The organism is Vibrio zhanjiangensis (assembly GCF_030161235.1).
Classification (GTDB): domain Bacteria; phylum Pseudomonadota; class Gammaproteobacteria; order Enterobacterales; family Vibrionaceae; genus Vibrio; species Vibrio zhanjiangensis.
This window is the reverse complement of the sequence record NZ_BSPW01000001.1, coordinates 65,890-81,170: the sequence shown is the minus strand read 5'-3', so window position 1 is coordinate 81,170 and position 15,281 is coordinate 65,890. Positions and strand designations below refer to the sequence as shown.

Annotated in this window: 21 protein-coding genes; 2 read left to right on the top strand and 19 right to left on the bottom strand. The window is 43.3% G+C overall.

The window, feature by feature from the left end:
* Positions 1-14: 14 nt before the first annotated feature.
* Positions 15-1,136 (bottom strand): pyridoxal-phosphate-dependent aminotransferase family protein, encoded by a 1,122-nt coding sequence (locus QQK21_RS00415; RefSeq protein WP_284190237.1) that lies wholly within the window; start codon positions 1,134-1,136, stop codon positions 15-17.
* A 395-nt stretch (positions 1,137-1,531) separates the two neighbouring features.
* Here QQK21_RS00415 and QQK21_RS00410 point away from each other — a divergent pair, with 395 nt between their 5' ends.
* Positions 1,532-1,729: a hypothetical protein gene (locus tag QQK21_RS00410; protein ID WP_284190236.1), complete on the top strand. Its 198-nt coding sequence runs from the start codon at positions 1,532-1,534 to the stop codon at positions 1,727-1,729.
* 29 nt (positions 1,730-1,758) lie between these two features.
* Here QQK21_RS00410 and QQK21_RS00405 read toward each other — a convergent pair whose 3' ends face one another.
* Complete coding sequence (locus QQK21_RS00405) at positions 1,759-2,088, bottom strand: helix-turn-helix domain-containing protein (protein ID WP_284190235.1); 330 nt, start codon at positions 2,086-2,088, stop codon at positions 1,759-1,761.
* Between the two features lie 320 nt (positions 2,089-2,408).
* On the opposite strand from QQK21_RS00405, the gene QQK21_RS00400 reads away from it, so the two are divergent.
* Positions 2,409-2,579, top strand: coding sequence for a hypothetical protein (locus QQK21_RS00400; protein ID WP_284190234.1), 171 nt, complete (start codon positions 2,409-2,411; stop codon positions 2,577-2,579).
* 161 nt (positions 2,580-2,740) lie between these two features.
* On the opposite strand, the gene QQK21_RS00395 is transcribed toward QQK21_RS00400, so the two are convergent.
* The 17 genes from QQK21_RS00395 to QQK21_RS00315 all read right to left on the bottom strand — a co-directional run bounded on the left by QQK21_RS00395 (position 2,741) and on the right by QQK21_RS00315 (position 15,276).
* Positions 2,741-2,971: a hypothetical protein gene (locus QQK21_RS00395; RefSeq protein WP_284190233.1), complete on the bottom strand. Its 231-nt coding sequence runs from the start codon at positions 2,969-2,971 to the stop codon at positions 2,741-2,743.
* A gap of 334 nt (positions 2,972-3,305) precedes the next feature.
* Positions 3,306-3,833, bottom strand: a complete 528-nt coding sequence (locus QQK21_RS00390; RefSeq protein ID WP_284190232.1) for a glycoside hydrolase family 108 protein — start codon at positions 3,831-3,833, stop codon at positions 3,306-3,308.
* 15 nt (positions 3,834-3,848) lie between these two features.
* Complete coding sequence (locus QQK21_RS00385; protein ID WP_284190231.1) at positions 3,849-4,808, bottom strand: contractile injection system protein, VgrG/Pvc8 family; 960 nt, start codon at positions 4,806-4,808, stop codon at positions 3,849-3,851.
* Between the two features lie 162 nt (positions 4,809-4,970).
* Entirely contained in the window at positions 4,971-5,381 is a 411-nt protein-coding gene (locus tag QQK21_RS00380; RefSeq protein WP_284190230.1) for a phage tail protein, read from the bottom strand.
* Positions 5,381-7,684 (bottom strand): phage tail tape measure protein, encoded by a 2,304-nt coding sequence (locus QQK21_RS00375; RefSeq protein ID WP_284190229.1) that lies wholly within the window; start codon positions 7,682-7,684, stop codon positions 5,381-5,383. The genes QQK21_RS00380 and QQK21_RS00375 overlap by 1 nt, the downstream gene beginning before the upstream one ends.
* Positions 7,685-7,810: 126 nt before the next feature.
* A complete protein-coding gene (locus QQK21_RS00370; RefSeq protein WP_284190228.1) occupies positions 7,811-8,341 on the bottom strand; it encodes a hypothetical protein in 531 nt (176 codons plus the stop codon).
* A 69-nt stretch (positions 8,342-8,410) separates the two neighbouring features.
* Positions 8,411-8,878, bottom strand: coding sequence for a phage major tail tube protein (locus QQK21_RS00365; RefSeq protein ID WP_284190227.1), 468 nt, complete (start codon positions 8,876-8,878; stop codon positions 8,411-8,413).
* Between the two features lie 12 nt (positions 8,879-8,890).
* Positions 8,891-10,036, bottom strand: a complete 1,146-nt coding sequence (locus QQK21_RS00360; RefSeq protein ID WP_284190226.1) for a phage tail sheath protein — start codon at positions 10,034-10,036, stop codon at positions 8,891-8,893.
* On the bottom strand, positions 10,036-10,224 hold the full coding sequence (locus tag QQK21_RS00355) for a hypothetical protein (protein WP_284190225.1): 189 nt from the start codon (positions 10,222-10,224) through the stop codon (positions 10,036-10,038). Before QQK21_RS00355 ends, QQK21_RS00360 begins: the two co-directional genes overlap by 1 nt.
* 88 nt (positions 10,225-10,312) lie before the next feature.
* Positions 10,313-10,591 carry a hypothetical protein gene (locus QQK21_RS00350; protein WP_284190224.1) on the bottom strand — a complete coding sequence of 93 codons (279 nt, stop codon included), beginning with the start codon at positions 10,589-10,591 and terminating at the stop codon, positions 10,313-10,315.
* A gap of 8 nt (positions 10,592-10,599) precedes the next feature.
* Positions 10,600-11,376: a hypothetical protein gene (locus QQK21_RS00345; RefSeq protein WP_284190223.1), complete on the bottom strand. Its 777-nt coding sequence runs from the start codon at positions 11,374-11,376 to the stop codon at positions 10,600-10,602.
* Positions 11,377-11,481: 105 nt separating this feature from the next.
* Complete coding sequence (locus QQK21_RS00340) at positions 11,482-11,802, bottom strand: hypothetical protein (RefSeq protein WP_284190222.1); 321 nt, start codon at positions 11,800-11,802, stop codon at positions 11,482-11,484.
* Positions 11,802-12,485, bottom strand: coding sequence for a hypothetical protein (locus tag QQK21_RS00335; protein WP_284190221.1), 684 nt, complete (start codon positions 12,483-12,485; stop codon positions 11,802-11,804). The genes QQK21_RS00340 and QQK21_RS00335 overlap by 1 nt, the downstream gene beginning before the upstream one ends.
* Positions 12,486-12,594: 109 nt before the next feature.
* Positions 12,595-12,867 (bottom strand): hypothetical protein, encoded by a 273-nt coding sequence (locus tag QQK21_RS00330; protein WP_284190220.1) that lies wholly within the window; start codon positions 12,865-12,867, stop codon positions 12,595-12,597.
* Positions 12,868-12,870: 3 nt separating this feature from the next.
* A complete protein-coding gene (locus tag QQK21_RS00325) occupies positions 12,871-13,767 on the bottom strand; it encodes a hypothetical protein (protein ID WP_284190219.1) in 897 nt (298 codons plus the stop codon).
* Between the two features lie 18 nt (positions 13,768-13,785).
* Positions 13,786-14,694: a phage tail-collar fiber domain-containing protein gene (locus QQK21_RS00320; RefSeq protein ID WP_284190218.1), complete on the bottom strand. Its 909-nt coding sequence runs from the start codon at positions 14,692-14,694 to the stop codon at positions 13,786-13,788.
* A gap of 207 nt (positions 14,695-14,901) precedes the next feature.
* On the bottom strand, positions 14,902-15,276 hold the full coding sequence (locus QQK21_RS00315) for a phage tail assembly chaperone (protein WP_284190217.1): 375 nt from the start codon (positions 15,274-15,276) through the stop codon (positions 14,902-14,904).
* Between the last annotated feature and the right edge of the window lie 5 nt (positions 15,277-15,281).

Genomic DNA, 15,281 nt, shown 5'->3' with positions numbered 1-15,281 from the left:
TGCCGCCTGAGTGTTTACTGCGCCATGACTTCTTCTAGGGCTTTTACACACAAAGAAACATTCTCATTTCTCGCGCCATAGCCCATAATTCCAATTCGCCAAGCCTTTCCTGCAAATGAACCTAACCCTGCACCTATTTCAAGGTTGTAATGGTTCAACAAATGCCCTCTAATTTTTGCGTCATCAATGCCTTGTGGAATAAAGACCGTGTTAAGCTGCGGCAAACGCACATCGGCCTTTACGACAAATTCAAAGCCTAAATCTTCTAGGCCTAATTTAAGTTTATTGTGTACCTCTTGATGGCGTTTCCATGCATTTTCCAGCCCCTCATTGTTAAGCATAATTAAAGACTCATGCAAAGCGTACAGACTGTTTACTGGAGCGGTATGATGATAGCTACGCTTACCCTTGCCACTCCAATACCCAAGCACCAAACTTTGGTCTAAAAACCAACTTTGTACAGGTGATCGCCTCGCTAGAATTTTCTCAATCGCAAGCGGTGAAAAAGTAACCGGCGATAACCCAGGAACACAAGATAAACATTTCTGACTTCCTGAATACACAGCATCTAACTGCCATTCATCCACTTTTAGAGGTATCCCAGCAAGCGATGTAACAGCATCAACAATGGTCAAGGCACCATGTTGTTTCGCTAATTTGCCAAGAGCCTCAGCATCACTCCGTGCGCCTGTCGAGGTTTCCGCATGAACAAAAGCCAGTATCTTAGTATCAGGGTGTGCTTTGAGAGCGCTTTCCACTTTATCCAAACAGACCGCCTCTCCCCAGTTATCATCAACAACAACGGCAATGCCTCCGGCGCGAATAACGTTTTCACGCATCCGCTCACCAAATACACCATTACGGCACACTATCACTTTGTCGCCAGGTTCAATCAGATTGACAAAACAGGCTTCCATACCCGCACTTCCTGGTGCCGATACTGCAATCGTAAAATCATTGTCAGTTTGGAAAGCATATTGAAGAAGTTGCTTCACTTCATCCATCATTTGGATAAAAAGTGGATCAAGATGGCCAACGGTTGGGCGGCTTAGAGCTTGCAAAACCTGCGGTGCAATATCTGAAGGCCCCGGCCCCATGAGAATACGCCTTGGCGGGTTAAAGCTTTGAATAGTCATCCTGTGGTCCTTAACGCTGTGAATTTAAAAAGTTTAACTATCACGATAAAACATATTGACCAGTGCAGCAATTTGACTACATGTCTGAAACATACATCTTCGTCACAAGTTTACGCATATCCCAAAGCTGAGTTCTTAAAGCATCAATCTCAGCTTGTAAGAAAACTAAAAAAATAGATCTTCGCAACCATTTAATAAATTTTGTACCGAGATTTAGAACTTAAAACTGGCATTCGATCAACGTTTAGTTGGCTTTTCTTCCAGCATAGTAAGAACGACTTTTTGCAAGCAAAAAATCTTTAATAATCATCAATATTTCTATAGAAACATATGGAAATTAAACAAGAATACTGTTTAAATATACAGTACTTATCCTGTTCTTTATCGAGGTAACAATGAACTTTGATGCAACCGAGCACATTCAGTGTGCGGACGTAAAAGTACAGCAACTCACAGCCGTTGCAACTGTAGCGGGAGAAGCAGCAAACCAAATAGATCACGCTACTTTATCTCTCTGTTTTCAAGTTATCGAACAGCTAGGAAGAGAATGCCAACAACACATTAACCACGCAGAACTCACAAGCGAAACTTAAAAAACACCATGAGTAAAATGCCCGCATCATCAATTGACCTTTTTCCTATCATGATGATTTTTCATCATAAATTCCACTAACGACTTACGGGCAGCAGCACTGAGCGTCCGTGCTGCCGCCGCAACATCGCATGCCATCACTGGTTTTAAATTAAGCAAGTCTAAAGCTAAGTCCAAATAGGTGATGTTTAAAAACTTCATCGCATCGACAAATTGTGACAGCTTCAATTCTGCTTTTCCTGACTCACATCGAACATAATGTCGCCGACTAACACCTATCACCTTTGCCATATCCATTTGTGTCAAATGGTCTCGTTCACGCCTTCTTTTTATAACCAGCATTAAGTCATGATGCGACATACGCCTACCTTGATGTGATTGTTCAATCCCTAATATAACTAAAAAGAGATTCATAGAGTTGAAGGTATTTACGTGTTATGCGTTTCCGATATTATGAAATTTAACTATATGCCAATTAGTTAATAAAAGGGATATGGAAATTTAATATAATAAAAACTAAGCTAGGAAAACATGACTTTATTTAACCTTATATTAGAAACGTATTATAAAAAAACTAAAATGCCACAGCTAATAGTTTTCATTCTAATCTCTCTGTTCATTGGTTGGATAAATCTTACCACAATAGAGTGGAAGTATTTCTCAATGATCGGAGTGACTGTATGAATAATGAGGAAAACTTGGATTTACTGGAGAGCGCAAAAGGCTTGGCTGCTTGCGGAAGTGAAGCTGCCACAAACTGGGAACAAGCGCATCTCGTCTGCTTGTTCATCGAAATAGAAAGGAAAATTGAAAGGGTCTTACAAAACTTAAATGAAGCTGAGGCTGTCTAATTTAAGCAACAGGAATTCAGGCCCAACACTACACCAGTTGGGCCAAGTGTTATGTTTAAGCACTACATAATTTTAGCTGAGCAATGTAGTGTTGCAGGCCTTTAAAACTTTGCTCAGGTAAATAAACCCCTTGCTCACCATTATCGTTAACCTTATACCACTCAAGATTTATCGGTGCCGGAGGGCAGTTTACGTCGGATACTGTTATCGAGCTGCACGCTACCAGAAGCGGCGCCAAAGTCATCACTAAAAGTTTCGATAGGGTTTTCATTAATACGCTCCATATGCTTATTGCTATTTTTTATTATTCTTTCTCTACGTTTATCTTGGTAGCTATCAACTAAATAAGGCGCAATTTTTAACATTTCCATAATTAATTTCAGGTATGGCATTTTCATCTCCACTTGAAGCACATTGGATTATTATCCAGATTGTTCTCGCGTAACCTAAATTGGAAGAATTTTTTTTAGTATCACAATCAACCAAACCGGTGATTTTGCCATTACTTATGGTTTAATAAACCAATTAATTGCAAGCATAAAAACCAGCCATACTATCGTTATAAGATAGTGGTATTTAAATTCATATCCAATAAAATTAATATCATCTTCATTGAAAGTAAAGTCATTACAAATAAGAGACAAGACAAAGTTCATTATCAAATATAATACTTAAAATAACTTCATATTAAATATATGGATAAAATCTAATACTATTTGATACCATTCAGTTATCACTCGCTGCGAGGCGCAGGTTATCGGCAATACGTTGTGACCATCCGCGTGAAAACAACGACCAAGTTTTAACATCTTTCATAAAGTCCAAACGTTCGGCTAAAAACTTTAAAAGAAGGTCATTATGGTCTGCCGCTTTTACCGCAGCATGGGTTTTCACGCCATAGTGGCCATCATCTTTGGTTCCTACAGAACGCTGCAGAAACTGAACGGCTCGCCAGCTGCCATGATGAATCGCGGCGTCAAAAAGCTGATACATAACGGCTTTATGGACTTTATCTCCGCCTAATTTCAACCAAAAATCACGATAATAAATACCTTTAGCTTGCTCTATGGTTAATTGCTTAATATTCAGGCTCGGGTAACTCATGGCCGAAATACCAAACTTAGTGCCTTTGCGAATACCTTTACCCACAGTTCCGCTTGTCCAATTTCCACGGTCGTAATACGAATTCTGATATTTACCTTCGTGGCCTATTACTCTGTTAAATGCAATTAAATATGATTGAGGGTATTTCATAATACCTCCTTATAATTATATGGGCCGAGTCGCTTCAACTTGAATAGTGTAAGAAGTACGGGTGCCTGTTAATATCACGCTGTCGATTGACCAATGACCTTTTGCACGAGGAGATTGAAAGCCTTGTAATATCATTACTGACTCTGCAAATAAGCCAGGCTGACCGCGCAAAGTAGCGCTAAACTTTTGTATTTTCCGCTTAAATTCCGCCAATTTAGCCTCTGCTGCCACTTGAGCTTCACCAGGGTGTTTAAACACGTCTTTAATACTAAAGTAAGGCTTAGAACCAATCACTTGAGTGTCACTCAGGCCGGTATCCGGTGTTTGCCAATATGCTTTAACGCCGTTAAAGCGCACAAAGCTGGGGTGGGCTAATTTCGCACTGCCTTGTTGTACATCTTGCGGAGTAATGGTCACCACTGGCTGCTCATGACCAGATAAGGTTTTCAGGCTACCGCGCTGACCAAACACATACATACGATCAATAGGCTTAGCAATGGCGTCGTGCTTTGCTGCCAAACGAGCAATAAAAGCTGAGTCTGTTTCCTCATTCTGATTGAGATGCTCGGTTGGCTTGTACGCAAACTTGGGACTCACTCTCACCTCATAACCATGTGGTTCCATCACTGCTTTAACCACATCTTGTATTCTTGCTGGTGGAAAGGTTCGTCGCCTTGGCTCTTTAAAGCCTTTTTCGTCCGCCACACAAAAAATGGCAGGGGTCAATTGCACAACCAATTTGACCGGATGTAGATACTCAGATATCGAAGAGATTTGGTAAACTCCCCTCTTCTCACCATCGATAAATACACGCCATTCAGTGCCACTTTTAGGAATAAGAGTTTGTGACTCCATGCCAGAAAAGGTTAATGATAACCGGTCAGACTGCATACCTTCACTGTCCGACAACGACCAGTTGGTCAGAAGCGGCATCAGACTTGCCGCTCCGTCACCTTTGATATCAATTACGTCCATACAATAATATCATCGCTTGTAGTCTCTAAGTCCTCCTCGAGATAAGGAAGCTCTATTTCTTGGTTAGCCCTTAAAAAAGGGGTGTTCTGAGTAGGATTAAGTCTGTAAAACTCTTCTTCAAGGTCGTCACAATCCACACCAAACACCCGGTAAAGTAAGGTATTAACGGTTTCGTACGGTTTTGCTCGGGTTTTCATCTTGTTGTCGATATTCCTTCAACGTCAGGGTCATTTTGACAATTTGGGCTTGGCCTTTTTCAACAATGCGTGTGTAGCTAGTTTTGATATTGCGAAGAGTAAACCTGCCCCATTTTTGCCCTTTGCCATCGGTAACGGTAATAATTTCATGCGACTTCATCATAGTTCGCAGAGCCTGTGCTTCACTCTCCCCATTGCCAGTGAAAGCAACCAGGTTCAGTGTCCAGTTATCCAAAGGGTTAGCGGTTGGGTCTTGTCGTGGACTGTGTATAGCGTCAAAATCAGACCATCCAGCAGAAGAGTCATACGAGTGCTCTTCTAATGGATTGCCTTTCACTACGCTTAACACATGATCGTTAAGTGCTAAGTGCTGCATTAGTTCACCAGTGAATGTTCAAAATCTTGAGTAAGATTGTCAGAATCTAGGCCATGTTCGCGAGCAAACTGTGCTAAGGCTTGTTGTATTGCGTCCATAGTCAAAGCCGCCGTTTTTTCGGGTTGTTCAGAACCCGTTACCTGAACCACAGGAGAGAAAGTCACGTTTGGCTTTTGCGCCTGTTCTACCTTTTGAATTTGCGCTGCTTTTATTTCTTCAGATTTGTTGGGTAAGTCATCTTTCGAAAACCAATCAAACAAGCTAGATGCGATATCCGAACCCGCGGAGTCTCCCAACATACCGCCAATAGTGGCACCGACTATAGTACCTACCCCTGGCAGTATCATAGTTCCCAAAGCGGCTCCTGCAGCGGCTCCCCCCATACCTCCCAATAACCCACCACCACTCTCAACGGCTGAAGCCGTATCGCCTTGAGCTAGGCTGGTTCCAATATCAATAGCTCTTAGCCCCATTTTTAAAGGACCAAAAGCCAACAGTTTTTTAGGTAGCGGATAAACACGCTTATCTTTTAACTTGTCACAAATTGTATGTGTGGTTTGGGCTACCTTCTTAGCTCCATTGGAAATAAGACTAGGCACCCCCTTCGCTTTATCAGCAAGGAAAGAAGCAGCACTAGTAGCAAAACTTAGGATACGAGGTTTGAGCTTATTTCGAGGACGAGAGCGGGGCTGTCTTGTTTTGGGATTACTTCTGGTTCTAACTTGATCTCCAGACTGATTCACACGCCTACTGCGGTTGGCTTTTTCTCGGCCATCGACATCATCACAATGTGTGCAAGCCGCATTCGATGCCCCATCAATAGCACTAGGCTGCTTTTTCATCCCCAGCGCTTCTTTGGTAATACCAGCAAGAGTACCAATAAACTTAGCACCTCGATATGCTTTATACGCAGCGAGGCCACCAAGTATTGCTCCCCCAAAACCTAAAATAGCAGAAGCCGCACCTTCTGATTCGGCTATCCACTGAGTGGTGGCTATGGTTACATCAGTAATGGCGTTTAATATTCCACTAAATGCGGGCCATATTTTATCTCCGACAACAATGGATAAATTGTTAAAAGCGTCTAACGAACGCTCCATATCCGCTTGCTTGGTATCTGCGCTTGCAGCGTACTCTTTGGTTACCGAATCAGGATTAGCATTCTCCGCTTGATTCTTAGTCTCGATAAGCTTTGTAGGATCGTTCAAAAGACTTTCAATGTAAGATACTGAGGCATTAGGAGAGTTAGCGCCAAATAAAGTCTTCACCGTAGCGAATTGATCTTGTTTATTAAGTCCTTTTATACCCTCAAGTACTTTAACAAGAGTCCCCATCGCATCCGTTTTCATTGCGGTTGATACTGACGTTGCATCCATGCCCAGCTTTTCAAAGGCAGCAACTTGATCATCGTTTGCCAAAGAGCCAAGGTTAAGAGCTGATGCAATATCTTCTGCCGATCTTGCCGCATCGTCTTTGTTCGCGCCGGCTAGCAAAAGTGAATTGGCGAGACTCAGAGCTTCTTGTTCTGTAAAACCTGAGTTTGACAAGCGAGGAGCAGCCTTGATCATGACATCAATCAGATCTTTCTCTGCTATACCGCTATTTTTGTTCACCTCATTGATCATGTTTGCCATTTGCATAAACTGCTTTTGGCCAACCTCTCCCTCTTCATACCCCATAGACGTACGAAGCGCTATACCTTTCTGAGCAGACTCCTCTTTAGTCATCCCCCAAGCTTGTGCCGTCATTATGGTATCACGGGTAAACACTTCTAGGTCTTGCTTGGCAATCCCTCCATTTGCGCCTAACTCGGCAATGTTTAATACATCACCATGCTTTGCCCCTGCCATTTCAACCGCTAGAGCGTTGAGAGCATGACGTAATTCTTTAGCCTCTTCACTAAGAAGCCCTTGTTCGCCAAAATCTAAATTATTGGCAACATTGATATAGGACGCCTCATTGTTCATTGACGAATACAATGCAGTACTCGCAGCAGTCATCATCACTTCCATAGCCTTATCGGACACGCCTGGCAAAGCTTCTAAAGCCTCTTGCTTTTGTTTTTCCCAGCGACTTTCTACGTCTTGGCCTGACTGCGATCTAGGCTTCGTTAACTCTGACTCTTTGGCTGAGTCTTTTAATCCTGCATTCGTTAACCTAAGTTTTTCATTTAATGCACTAAATTGTTTCTGGGTTTGCTCTAGTGTGGTGATTAACCCTTGTTGCACACTCTCTAGTGTTTTGAACCCAGCGACCACCTGTTGTGCGCTTATGGTGATGCCAGGTTGTGTTTTTTTATCCACGCTTCACCCCCAAATGAGCCAAAGCTAGCTCATAACGCCTTAAGGCAATTTCCGTTGTCCACTCAAGTGCATCCGTGGCGCAATAGCCCGCCAAGGGCACAATATCTAAAATGGTTTCAACGCTTTTTACTGAAAGTAAGCCGCTGGTTTGGTTAAAAAATGGGAGGCTGCACTAACAAGGCTGCGATAATCAGGCAGGGGTAAGTTCATGATCTCTGCTTCTTCTAAGTCAGTCAGGTTGGCCAAAATGAAGCAAGCACGCTTGATATCATCACTCATTTTATCTGCCATTTTTGATAGTTTGAGCGTAGGAAGTTCTAACGATACTTTTCGCTCACCACTGAAAAAGAGGATCGCGTCTTTAGCGGTATCAGCTTGTTTTTCACCCGCCAATTGGTAGCCTGTTTGATGATAAAAATCGTACGATGCGCTATACAATGTCAGCCAATCTGGACTTGATAAGGCATCAAGCTCTTCTTGATTCAAACCGGTAGAGGCCATCACTAGGGCTTCTTTCTCTTCTTGAGTAAAGGTGTCTCCCTTAGGTTCTATCTCCATGCTCGATTGACGACTCATGGGTTTTACTGTGACTTGGCGGTGATCTGCAACGGGCTTCAAAAGCGTGAAAGTGCGTTCTAGATAGTGAGTTTGGCTCATGCTCGTGTCTCTTTTCTGGTATAAAAAAGGCCACCGATTAGGTGGCCTTTAGTCAGGTAAATAAATGGTTTAAACGTTAAATTGCTTACCGCCTATGATGTATCGACCATTGTCAATATCAACATCAGCAAGCGTGCTACCGTTTTCTTTCCACAAATGCTTAGTGATTTGCCCCGTTAGGGTTAGCGTTTGCTGCTCACGCATCTTATTTGCGGCGTATTCAACCACTACTTCGCCTGTCATTGCGTGCTCAGCGTCATAACGTTTATGTTTATTGACACCATTTTCGTTGTAGATGATGACAGTTTTATCTGCATCTTTTAGTGCGCTTTTTACTACCGCAGCCATTTCACCTTTAATGGTGACTGACCACTCAGAGGCTTCGTAGCCAACACACACTTTCTTGCCCATAAAGGATCCCGGCACATCTGCATACACCTTGGTGTATTTGGGTGGCGTGAACTCTTCCATGTTGTTAGTGATTTTAATACCGCCTGGCAGCGTTAGTTTTCTCGCGTGAGTAACTCTATTAGACATATTTAACCTTTATTAACCGAATGTTTTAATTGCGTCGTCGACGTAGACTTTAAGCAGTTCATCGTTTTGATTGAGTTCAATAATGGAGTGCTCATTCGGACGATAAGCGCCCCAATCGATAACCAAGACCCATTCGCCGTTTTTATATCTTTGCAAGTTGTTGCGAGTTTCATGAAGATAGCATCGCGCGCCGATGATCTCGCCATCAGCTTGTAGGCTGGACAGCCAGTTGCTTAACTGAGCAATGCGCTGTTTAAAGAAATCAAAGTCTAGGTTGTATTTCATTGTGTCGCGGTGCGACTTAATGAGCTCGCGGCACAACTGGTTTTCAATCCCGATGATATTGCCAAAACTACCATCAGCGGTGCGAGTGCCAAGGAACATCAAGCCGCCATTTGGATCGCGAATCGTCACCGATACTCCGGTTTTATTCAACTCAACCCCTTCACTGTTTTGATCATTCACGCGGTATCCGACAATACGTGAAATATCATCCAAAGGAGTCGAAGCACCATTTGGTGTTTGAGAAGGTTTAACACTGCATCGCGCCGCCATACCAATCACAGAAGGTGGAATAGTATGATCCCAGCGCTCACCATTAACATCACAACACCATACACGCTTGTGTGTCTCTCCAAGCAATGCAGCAAATGTCTTCGCCGCTTCTGTGGTACCGTTGGGGCCATCGACCCAAGCTTCACAGTAGGTTTGGTTGGCAACACCAGCCAGTGCATTAGCAACTTCAATACTGTGAAAACCTGGTGCGGCAATATTGGTTGGCGCTTCAGGGCAAGCTTTAAAGGCGTGAATACCCGTTAAACGGCCGGCACTTGAAGTCCCACCAATCACATTGTTAAGGTTGGTTGCTTTGTTAGCATTTTCTTCGTACATAATGACGTAACATGGCACCTGAGCCACTTCTAGAAAATACTTGACGCTGTTGTACAAAACGCCGGCTGGCTTTTCTCTTGTGTCAATCAGTGCTAAGTCAGCAAGGGTGCGAATTTTCACTGGCTCGCCATAGTCAACATCTTCACTCTTGTGTTTGGTCGTACCAATAAAGCCACCAAGCTGGTTGTCTACGCCGCCCATAGGGCCTAGCGGTTCACTCACTTCCAGAGAGATTCCGTTATGAGTTTGTGTGGTTATCGTTGCCATTATTTACTCTCTTCGTTTAATTCAAGGACATTATTCATCAGGTAATATTCAGCTTGAGAAGGCATCAAACTGATGATCTCACCGGGCTCGCGCCAGCGTTGAAGAATGCGCTTTTCCACCAGCATTCGGTAATCACGCGGATCGTTTTCTCCCTTAGCGCGAGAGGTTGAGGCTTTTTTGCTTGCCATTGACATTTGCTCCATATAAAAAGCCCTGCAAAAGTGCAGGGCCAAAGTTGATATTTAGATATAAAAAAACCGCCGAATTGGCGGTTGGTTATAGCTCTTGGGGTAGTGGGTATCGAGTATTAATCTGTTCGACTTTTTCTCGGCACGCTTGCTCTTTTTGCGCATCTCGCTCAAATTGCAAATCAAGCAGCATGGGGTAGACTTCTTTTTGATACGCGGCGTTTCTTTTGTCTAACACAGCTTGCTGTTGCGCCTCCAAAACAATGCGCGCTTTTTCTTCTGCCGGAATATCGAGCGATTCAAATAGCTCTGAGCTAGGGTCAAAGTTGACATAACTTTGGTTATTGTAATTAAAAGAGATTTCCATGCTGCCTCCTATGACTTAAATCGAGCATCAGATAGAGTATTATCTTTATTCGCTTTTAGGATAAGGTCCTCTACATATTCAAAGCCTGTGGATTCGCTCGCCGTTAGATGACAAGGATTTGAAAGATAGCCTTTGTTTATTTGAATATCAGCCTGTCGCAGCGCAACTTTGTTGGGGCTTATGTAGCTATATGGTCCGCCCAAGAATACGGTGTTATCCGCAGAAAAGTTTAGAATTACACGACTGCGTGCAAGCGTAAAGCCGCCTCCAGCATAGAAAGTAAATCGAGCTGAATCATTCTTACTTGTACCGCTGGCTTCGACAATAATCGATTCCTGATAAGAGCCTATTGTGATGCTGCCGTATAAGACGGCTTTGCCTTGCATATCTAACACTGGAGTTGATGTATCATAGTGGTACTCATGACGCGTATCTTGGTTTTTAGTCCAAGGCACAATGTAAATATGATTAGCAAAAACACTAGTATCACCTGTTACCACATGCCTTTGATTCCGTTGCAATCGGATGGTACATACGGCACCTGAATGAGCAGAGCGGAGCGCTTTGTTTACGGTTTTAAAAGGGCGCTGGTCTGAGCCTGTTGCCAAGTCATCACCCGCTTCGGCATCAACATAAAACACCTGCTTTTGAGTAAGCCCTGTGTTAGCACGAATGTCATTGGCTACCGAATCCACTTTTCTGTCTATATCAGCGATTTTATCTTGAACGGTTTGGGTCAAACGATTCACCGCCTGAATCAACTGACCCGTCTCTGAACTTGCCATTACTTTCCTCATTAAAGATAGAAAAACGCCCTATCGGCTATTGGTTTTACCAACACAGATAGGGGCATTATTTAGATATAAAAAAACCGCCGAATTGGCGGTGGGTTATGCTTTGGGGGGCAATGGATAGCGGGCTTTAATTTCAGTCACCTTATCGCGCCATTGTTGTTCTTTTTCGGCTGTTTTGTCATATTGCCATTCTAGATACAGAGGATCGGATTCTTGATAGTAAGCCTTTTGACGCAAGCTAAGTACATTTAGACTCTCAATTTCTGCTATTTCATCTGATATCTCTGCAATATTCTCTACAATCTTTCCATGTTTAGAATAAGGGCCATCGACCAAATGGTAACCAGTTGGTCGCTCTTCAAGAGTAAAGTCACCAACACCGCTGATTTTTCCAGTTTCGGTTTCAACAAGTAACATTATCGATTACCTCCTATGTTTGTGTATACCATTGCGTTAAATTTCACGGTTAAAAATGGCAGAAATATTTCCCAAGTTGTCTCATCATTCATAACAGCAGAAAATATCTTGCCGTCATCAATATCACCGGCACTGAACTTCAGCCCGTCAATAGCACCAAACTTCCAAGACTGGCCTGTCTTTTTTGTAAAACCTCCCATATCAACTAAAGGCACATACAATGGTTTAGAAGCCACATTGGAAGCTCGACATTGAAAGCGGACAGAAGACCTAGTTGTTCCTTTTCTTGTTTGTTTGATAACCACTTTCTTGGGCAAATCATTACTTGGCCAAAATGCATTAGCATTTCTAGGAGTGAAGGCATTAGGGTTGCCCAGCACTTGAGAAATTTCTTGTTTATCTTGTTCAGTAAGCTCCACCACTTCAATTGTTGATTCACCCCCATAGAGGTTTGCTAACAAGTATTGATTTGGCGCACCTGGACCCACAGGTGAATTCTGAAATCCGGGATCGGGCAATAGGTTGATCGCTGGAATCAAACTTTGCAATTGCGACTTGAACGATTGAAAATCCTTCTCCGCAACATCTACATGCTGGTCGATATCCGCCATTTTATCTCTAACAGTTTGGGTTAACTCCGTCACCGCGGTAATTAAGTTGGCTATTTCACTTGTATTGGCCATGGTATTCCTTATTAAATGGGTTAGCGGCACTGCTTAATGACACGGTTGGGCACAGCCGCATGATTTGGGCTTAATTTAGGCATAAAAAAACCGCCGAATTGGCGGTGGGTTATGCTTTGGGTGGCAATGGGTAGCAGGCTTTAATTTCAGCGACTTTATCGCGCCATTGTTGTTCTTTTTCGGCTGTTTTATCATATTGCCATTCAGTGTAAATCGGATCAGATTCCAGTGCATAAGCTTGGCGACGCTCGGCCACCAAACTATCGTATATTGCCTCTTGCTGCGCTTGGTTGATCACCGCCTCGGGGATGTTTGCTTGCTGAGCATCCTCTACTGTGTAGTTGATATAATGCGCACCTTGATAAAAAAACGTTAATAACATGATCTACCCTTTCTTTTTTGTTAATACATCGCTGGCTAATAAATTGGTGGCATAGCCATGCAAACCATATCGCAACCCACCAAATAACTCTCGAGCTTCTACCTTAGCGCCAGACGAGTCGAACACTTTTGAATTGTGCATACTAAAACGCATGGTAGCTCCACCATATTGCAAATCAAACAGTGGTTTTCGATCGGTTGTTTCAATACGAACATAGGACAAGGCAACTGACATGTCGCCTTTCGTCTCACGCGCACTGGAGCGTAGAAAAGGGACTGGAGCTTCACTTGAACCATTACTTTCAACAAAAATGCCTGGGTCCTTAAGGTTGTAATTGTGCTGTTTGAATGTAATGGCACCACTAATAAAAGCTCCATAGTAATAATGCCCTGGTTCAGTATTTGGGAATAGGCGCGGAAGCATGGTTCTTACGTAAAGGAATCTCAACTCTCCTCCTGTGCGCCCATAAAAGTAGCCTTTCAATTCAGTCCTTTCGTGTTGTTCAGTCAACTTTTTGATTGGTTTAATGATTGTAGGTTTGTAGCCTTCACTCTCCATAGAGGAATAGCCACCAACAATAGTCACCTTTCTTGAGCCAATATTGATAGCGCTATCGAGCTCATAAATAAACCCTTCTTTAGTTTGTGGCAAATTGACTTTCACCTTCCCTCCGTCTGGAACACTATAAATAGCCGCCTTTAGGGTTTTAAATGGTCCATCGGGATTACTGTCATCGCCAATGTTTACATCGACGGTAACTCTTTTTTCTTCAAACATTGCAGGGATTTTGGCGACCGCTCTGTCTACGGTTTGGTCGATATCCGCCATTTTATCTCTAACAGTTTCGGTTAACTTCGTCACCGCGGTAATTAGGTTGGCTATTTCGCTTGTATTGGCCATGGTATTCCTTATTTGTGTTTATTTAATGCGACTTTCTAATGCGTTGAGTCGCAGCTCTTGCTTAATGACACTCAGCTGAGTCGAGACATGGCCTTCGGCCAAACTGGTAAAATCGTTACTTAATTGTTCACGAGACCTGTCCAAGTCTGCGATGATGGATTCTAGTTTTGTCGAGTGGCTCTCAAGCTGCTCACGCATCTGACGAGTAAACTGGTTGTACTCTTTGTTAGCTGCCAGCAAGTCCAGCTGCTGCTGAATATCATTGGTTTGGACACTCACTAGGCTTGTGCTTAGCGCAGTAAGCTCGGTATTGATACGGCCTTGAAAGCGCTCTATCTGACTATCGAGACTGCGCAAATGGGTGGTTTGAACTTCAAGCGTTTGGTTAACTTGCCCAGCAAACTCATCGCGCTGTTTTTCTGACTCAGCCATGCGCAGCTCTTGCTTTAACGATTGAGCCTGATTATTGACCACACTGGCGCTTAGCGCAGCGAAGTCTTCATCAATGAGAATATTAAGATTCTCTACCCCAACATTGACCTTGACTGAATCGGTCGGCAGCGCCGATAAGTCCATGGTAAATGGGATAATGACGTGTGCATTGGTGGCTTTATAGTTGAGGGTTTTGTCTTTTTCTGAGATAACCCCGAGCAAGGTGCCGCTTGATAACCAGATACCGATTTCCCGAATGGCAAATTCGCTATCGCCGGAAAACTTGGCGGTACATTGTAGTGATGCTTCTCCTGTGTCCCTGTATTCTGAAATTTCAACCCGCTGCTTTTCATTGCGCAGGCTAGTTTGAGTCGCGCTAGGTGTGTAGTCTCGGTCACCAACAGAAATCCATTTGATCTCAGCATGAATTCCTTTGGTTTTCTTGTTCACACACTCAGCTAACCCTTGCTCTGTGATGGTGACAGCTAGTGTCATAGCATTCTCACTTTAGTAAAAATAGGTAGTGTGGATAGACAGGGATAACCCTCTTGCTATAAGAAAGCGCTCAATATCTTGTGATTGATGTCCGCCGTTAGGCCAACGTCGGCGGTAGTATTGAGAAGATAGAGAAAATAGCTTGGGGTTATCCCCGTCACATCAAAAGCGGATGTCGACCAAGGTGTTACTTGGTATCGCTTGATTTTACTGCGTCGGTTTTACTGCGCCGACTTTCACCAAAAGATTCGTTATTCTCCCTGGTTGTACATCGGTTGGCTTTGTCGGCCACCTTACGTTAGCAAACACTTGTCCCTTGTCGGTAATGTCTCTAAGCGCTTGGCGATAGTCGCGTGCAGGCTTAATATCAAGGCCTTTATCCAACGCAATATTGACCAAGTGATCCGCTTCAATCAATAAAGGCGCGCGATAAGCGCGTATTTTCTCAAGCTCTTTTTCTGCTTGGTAAGCGCTCAAGGCTTGCTCTGCTTCGGCTTTAGATAAACCCATTTCGAGTAGTATGTGCATATCAGCGGGAACATTAATAAGCGTTTCACCGCGAAAGTTAAGTTGTTTGATCATGGTGA

Bases quoted from the DNA above. Each gene is read 5' to 3' on its own strand.
- QQK21_RS00360 (WP_284190226.1), bottom strand. From the start codon at position 10,036: ATGGCAACGATAACCACACAAACTCATAACGGAATCTCTCTGGAAGTG.
- QQK21_RS00385 (WP_284190231.1), bottom strand. From the start codon at position 4,808: ATGGACGTAATTGATATCAAAGGTGACGGAGCGGCAAGTCTGATGCCG.
- QQK21_RS00335 (WP_284190221.1), bottom strand. From the start codon at position 12,485: ATGGCCAATACAAGTGAAATAGCCAACTTAATTACCGCGGTGACGGAG.
- QQK21_RS00370 (WP_284190228.1), bottom strand. From the start codon at position 8,341: ATGAGCCAAACTCACTATCTAGAACGCACTTTCACGCTTTTGAAGCCC.
- QQK21_RS00405 (WP_284190235.1), bottom strand. From the start codon at position 2,088: ATGTCGCATCATGACTTAATGCTGGTTATAAAAAGAAGGCGTGAACGA.
- QQK21_RS00350 (WP_284190224.1), bottom strand. From the start codon at position 10,591: ATGGAAATCTCTTTTAATTACAATAACCAAAGTTATGTCAACTTTGAC.
- QQK21_RS00400 (WP_284190234.1), top strand. From the start codon at position 2,409: ATGAATAATGAGGAAAACTTGGATTTACTGGAGAGCGCAAAAGGCTTG.
- QQK21_RS00355 (WP_284190225.1), bottom strand. From the start codon at position 10,224: ATGGCAAGCAAAAAAGCCTCAACCTCTCGCGCTAAGGGAGAAAACGAT.
- QQK21_RS00315 (WP_284190217.1), bottom strand. From the start codon at position 15,276: ATGATCAAACAACTTAACTTTCGCGGTGAAACGCTTATTAATGTTCCC.
- QQK21_RS00365 (WP_284190227.1), bottom strand. From the start codon at position 8,878: ATGTCTAATAGAGTTACTCACGCGAGAAAACTAACGCTGCCAGGCGGT.
- QQK21_RS00390 (WP_284190232.1), bottom strand. From the start codon at position 3,833: ATGAAATACCCTCAATCATATTTAATTGCATTTAACAGAGTAATAGGC.
- QQK21_RS00340 (WP_284190222.1), bottom strand. From the start codon at position 11,802: ATGTTACTTGTTGAAACCGAAACTGGAAAAATCAGCGGTGTTGGTGAC.
- QQK21_RS00380 (WP_284190230.1), bottom strand. From the start codon at position 5,381: ATGCAGCACTTAGCACTTAACGATCATGTGTTAAGCGTAGTGAAAGGC.
- QQK21_RS00330 (WP_284190220.1), bottom strand. From the start codon at position 12,867: ATGTTATTAACGTTTTTTTATCAAGGTGCGCATTATATCAACTACACA.
- QQK21_RS00320 (WP_284190218.1), bottom strand. From the start codon at position 14,694: ATGACACTAGCTGTCACCATCACAGAGCAAGGGTTAGCTGAGTGTGTG.
- QQK21_RS00395 (WP_284190233.1), bottom strand. From the start codon at position 2,971: ATGCCATACCTGAAATTAATTATGGAAATGTTAAAAATTGCGCCTTAT.
- QQK21_RS00410 (WP_284190236.1), top strand. From the start codon at position 1,532: ATGAACTTTGATGCAACCGAGCACATTCAGTGTGCGGACGTAAAAGTA.
- QQK21_RS00345 (WP_284190223.1), bottom strand. From the start codon at position 11,376: ATGGCAAGTTCAGAGACGGGTCAGTTGATTCAGGCGGTGAATCGTTTG.
- QQK21_RS00325 (WP_284190219.1), bottom strand. From the start codon at position 13,767: ATGGCCAATACAAGCGAAATAGCCAACCTAATTACCGCGGTGACGAAG.
- QQK21_RS00415 (WP_284190237.1), bottom strand. From the start codon at position 1,136: ATGACTATTCAAAGCTTTAACCCGCCAAGGCGTATTCTCATGGGGCCG.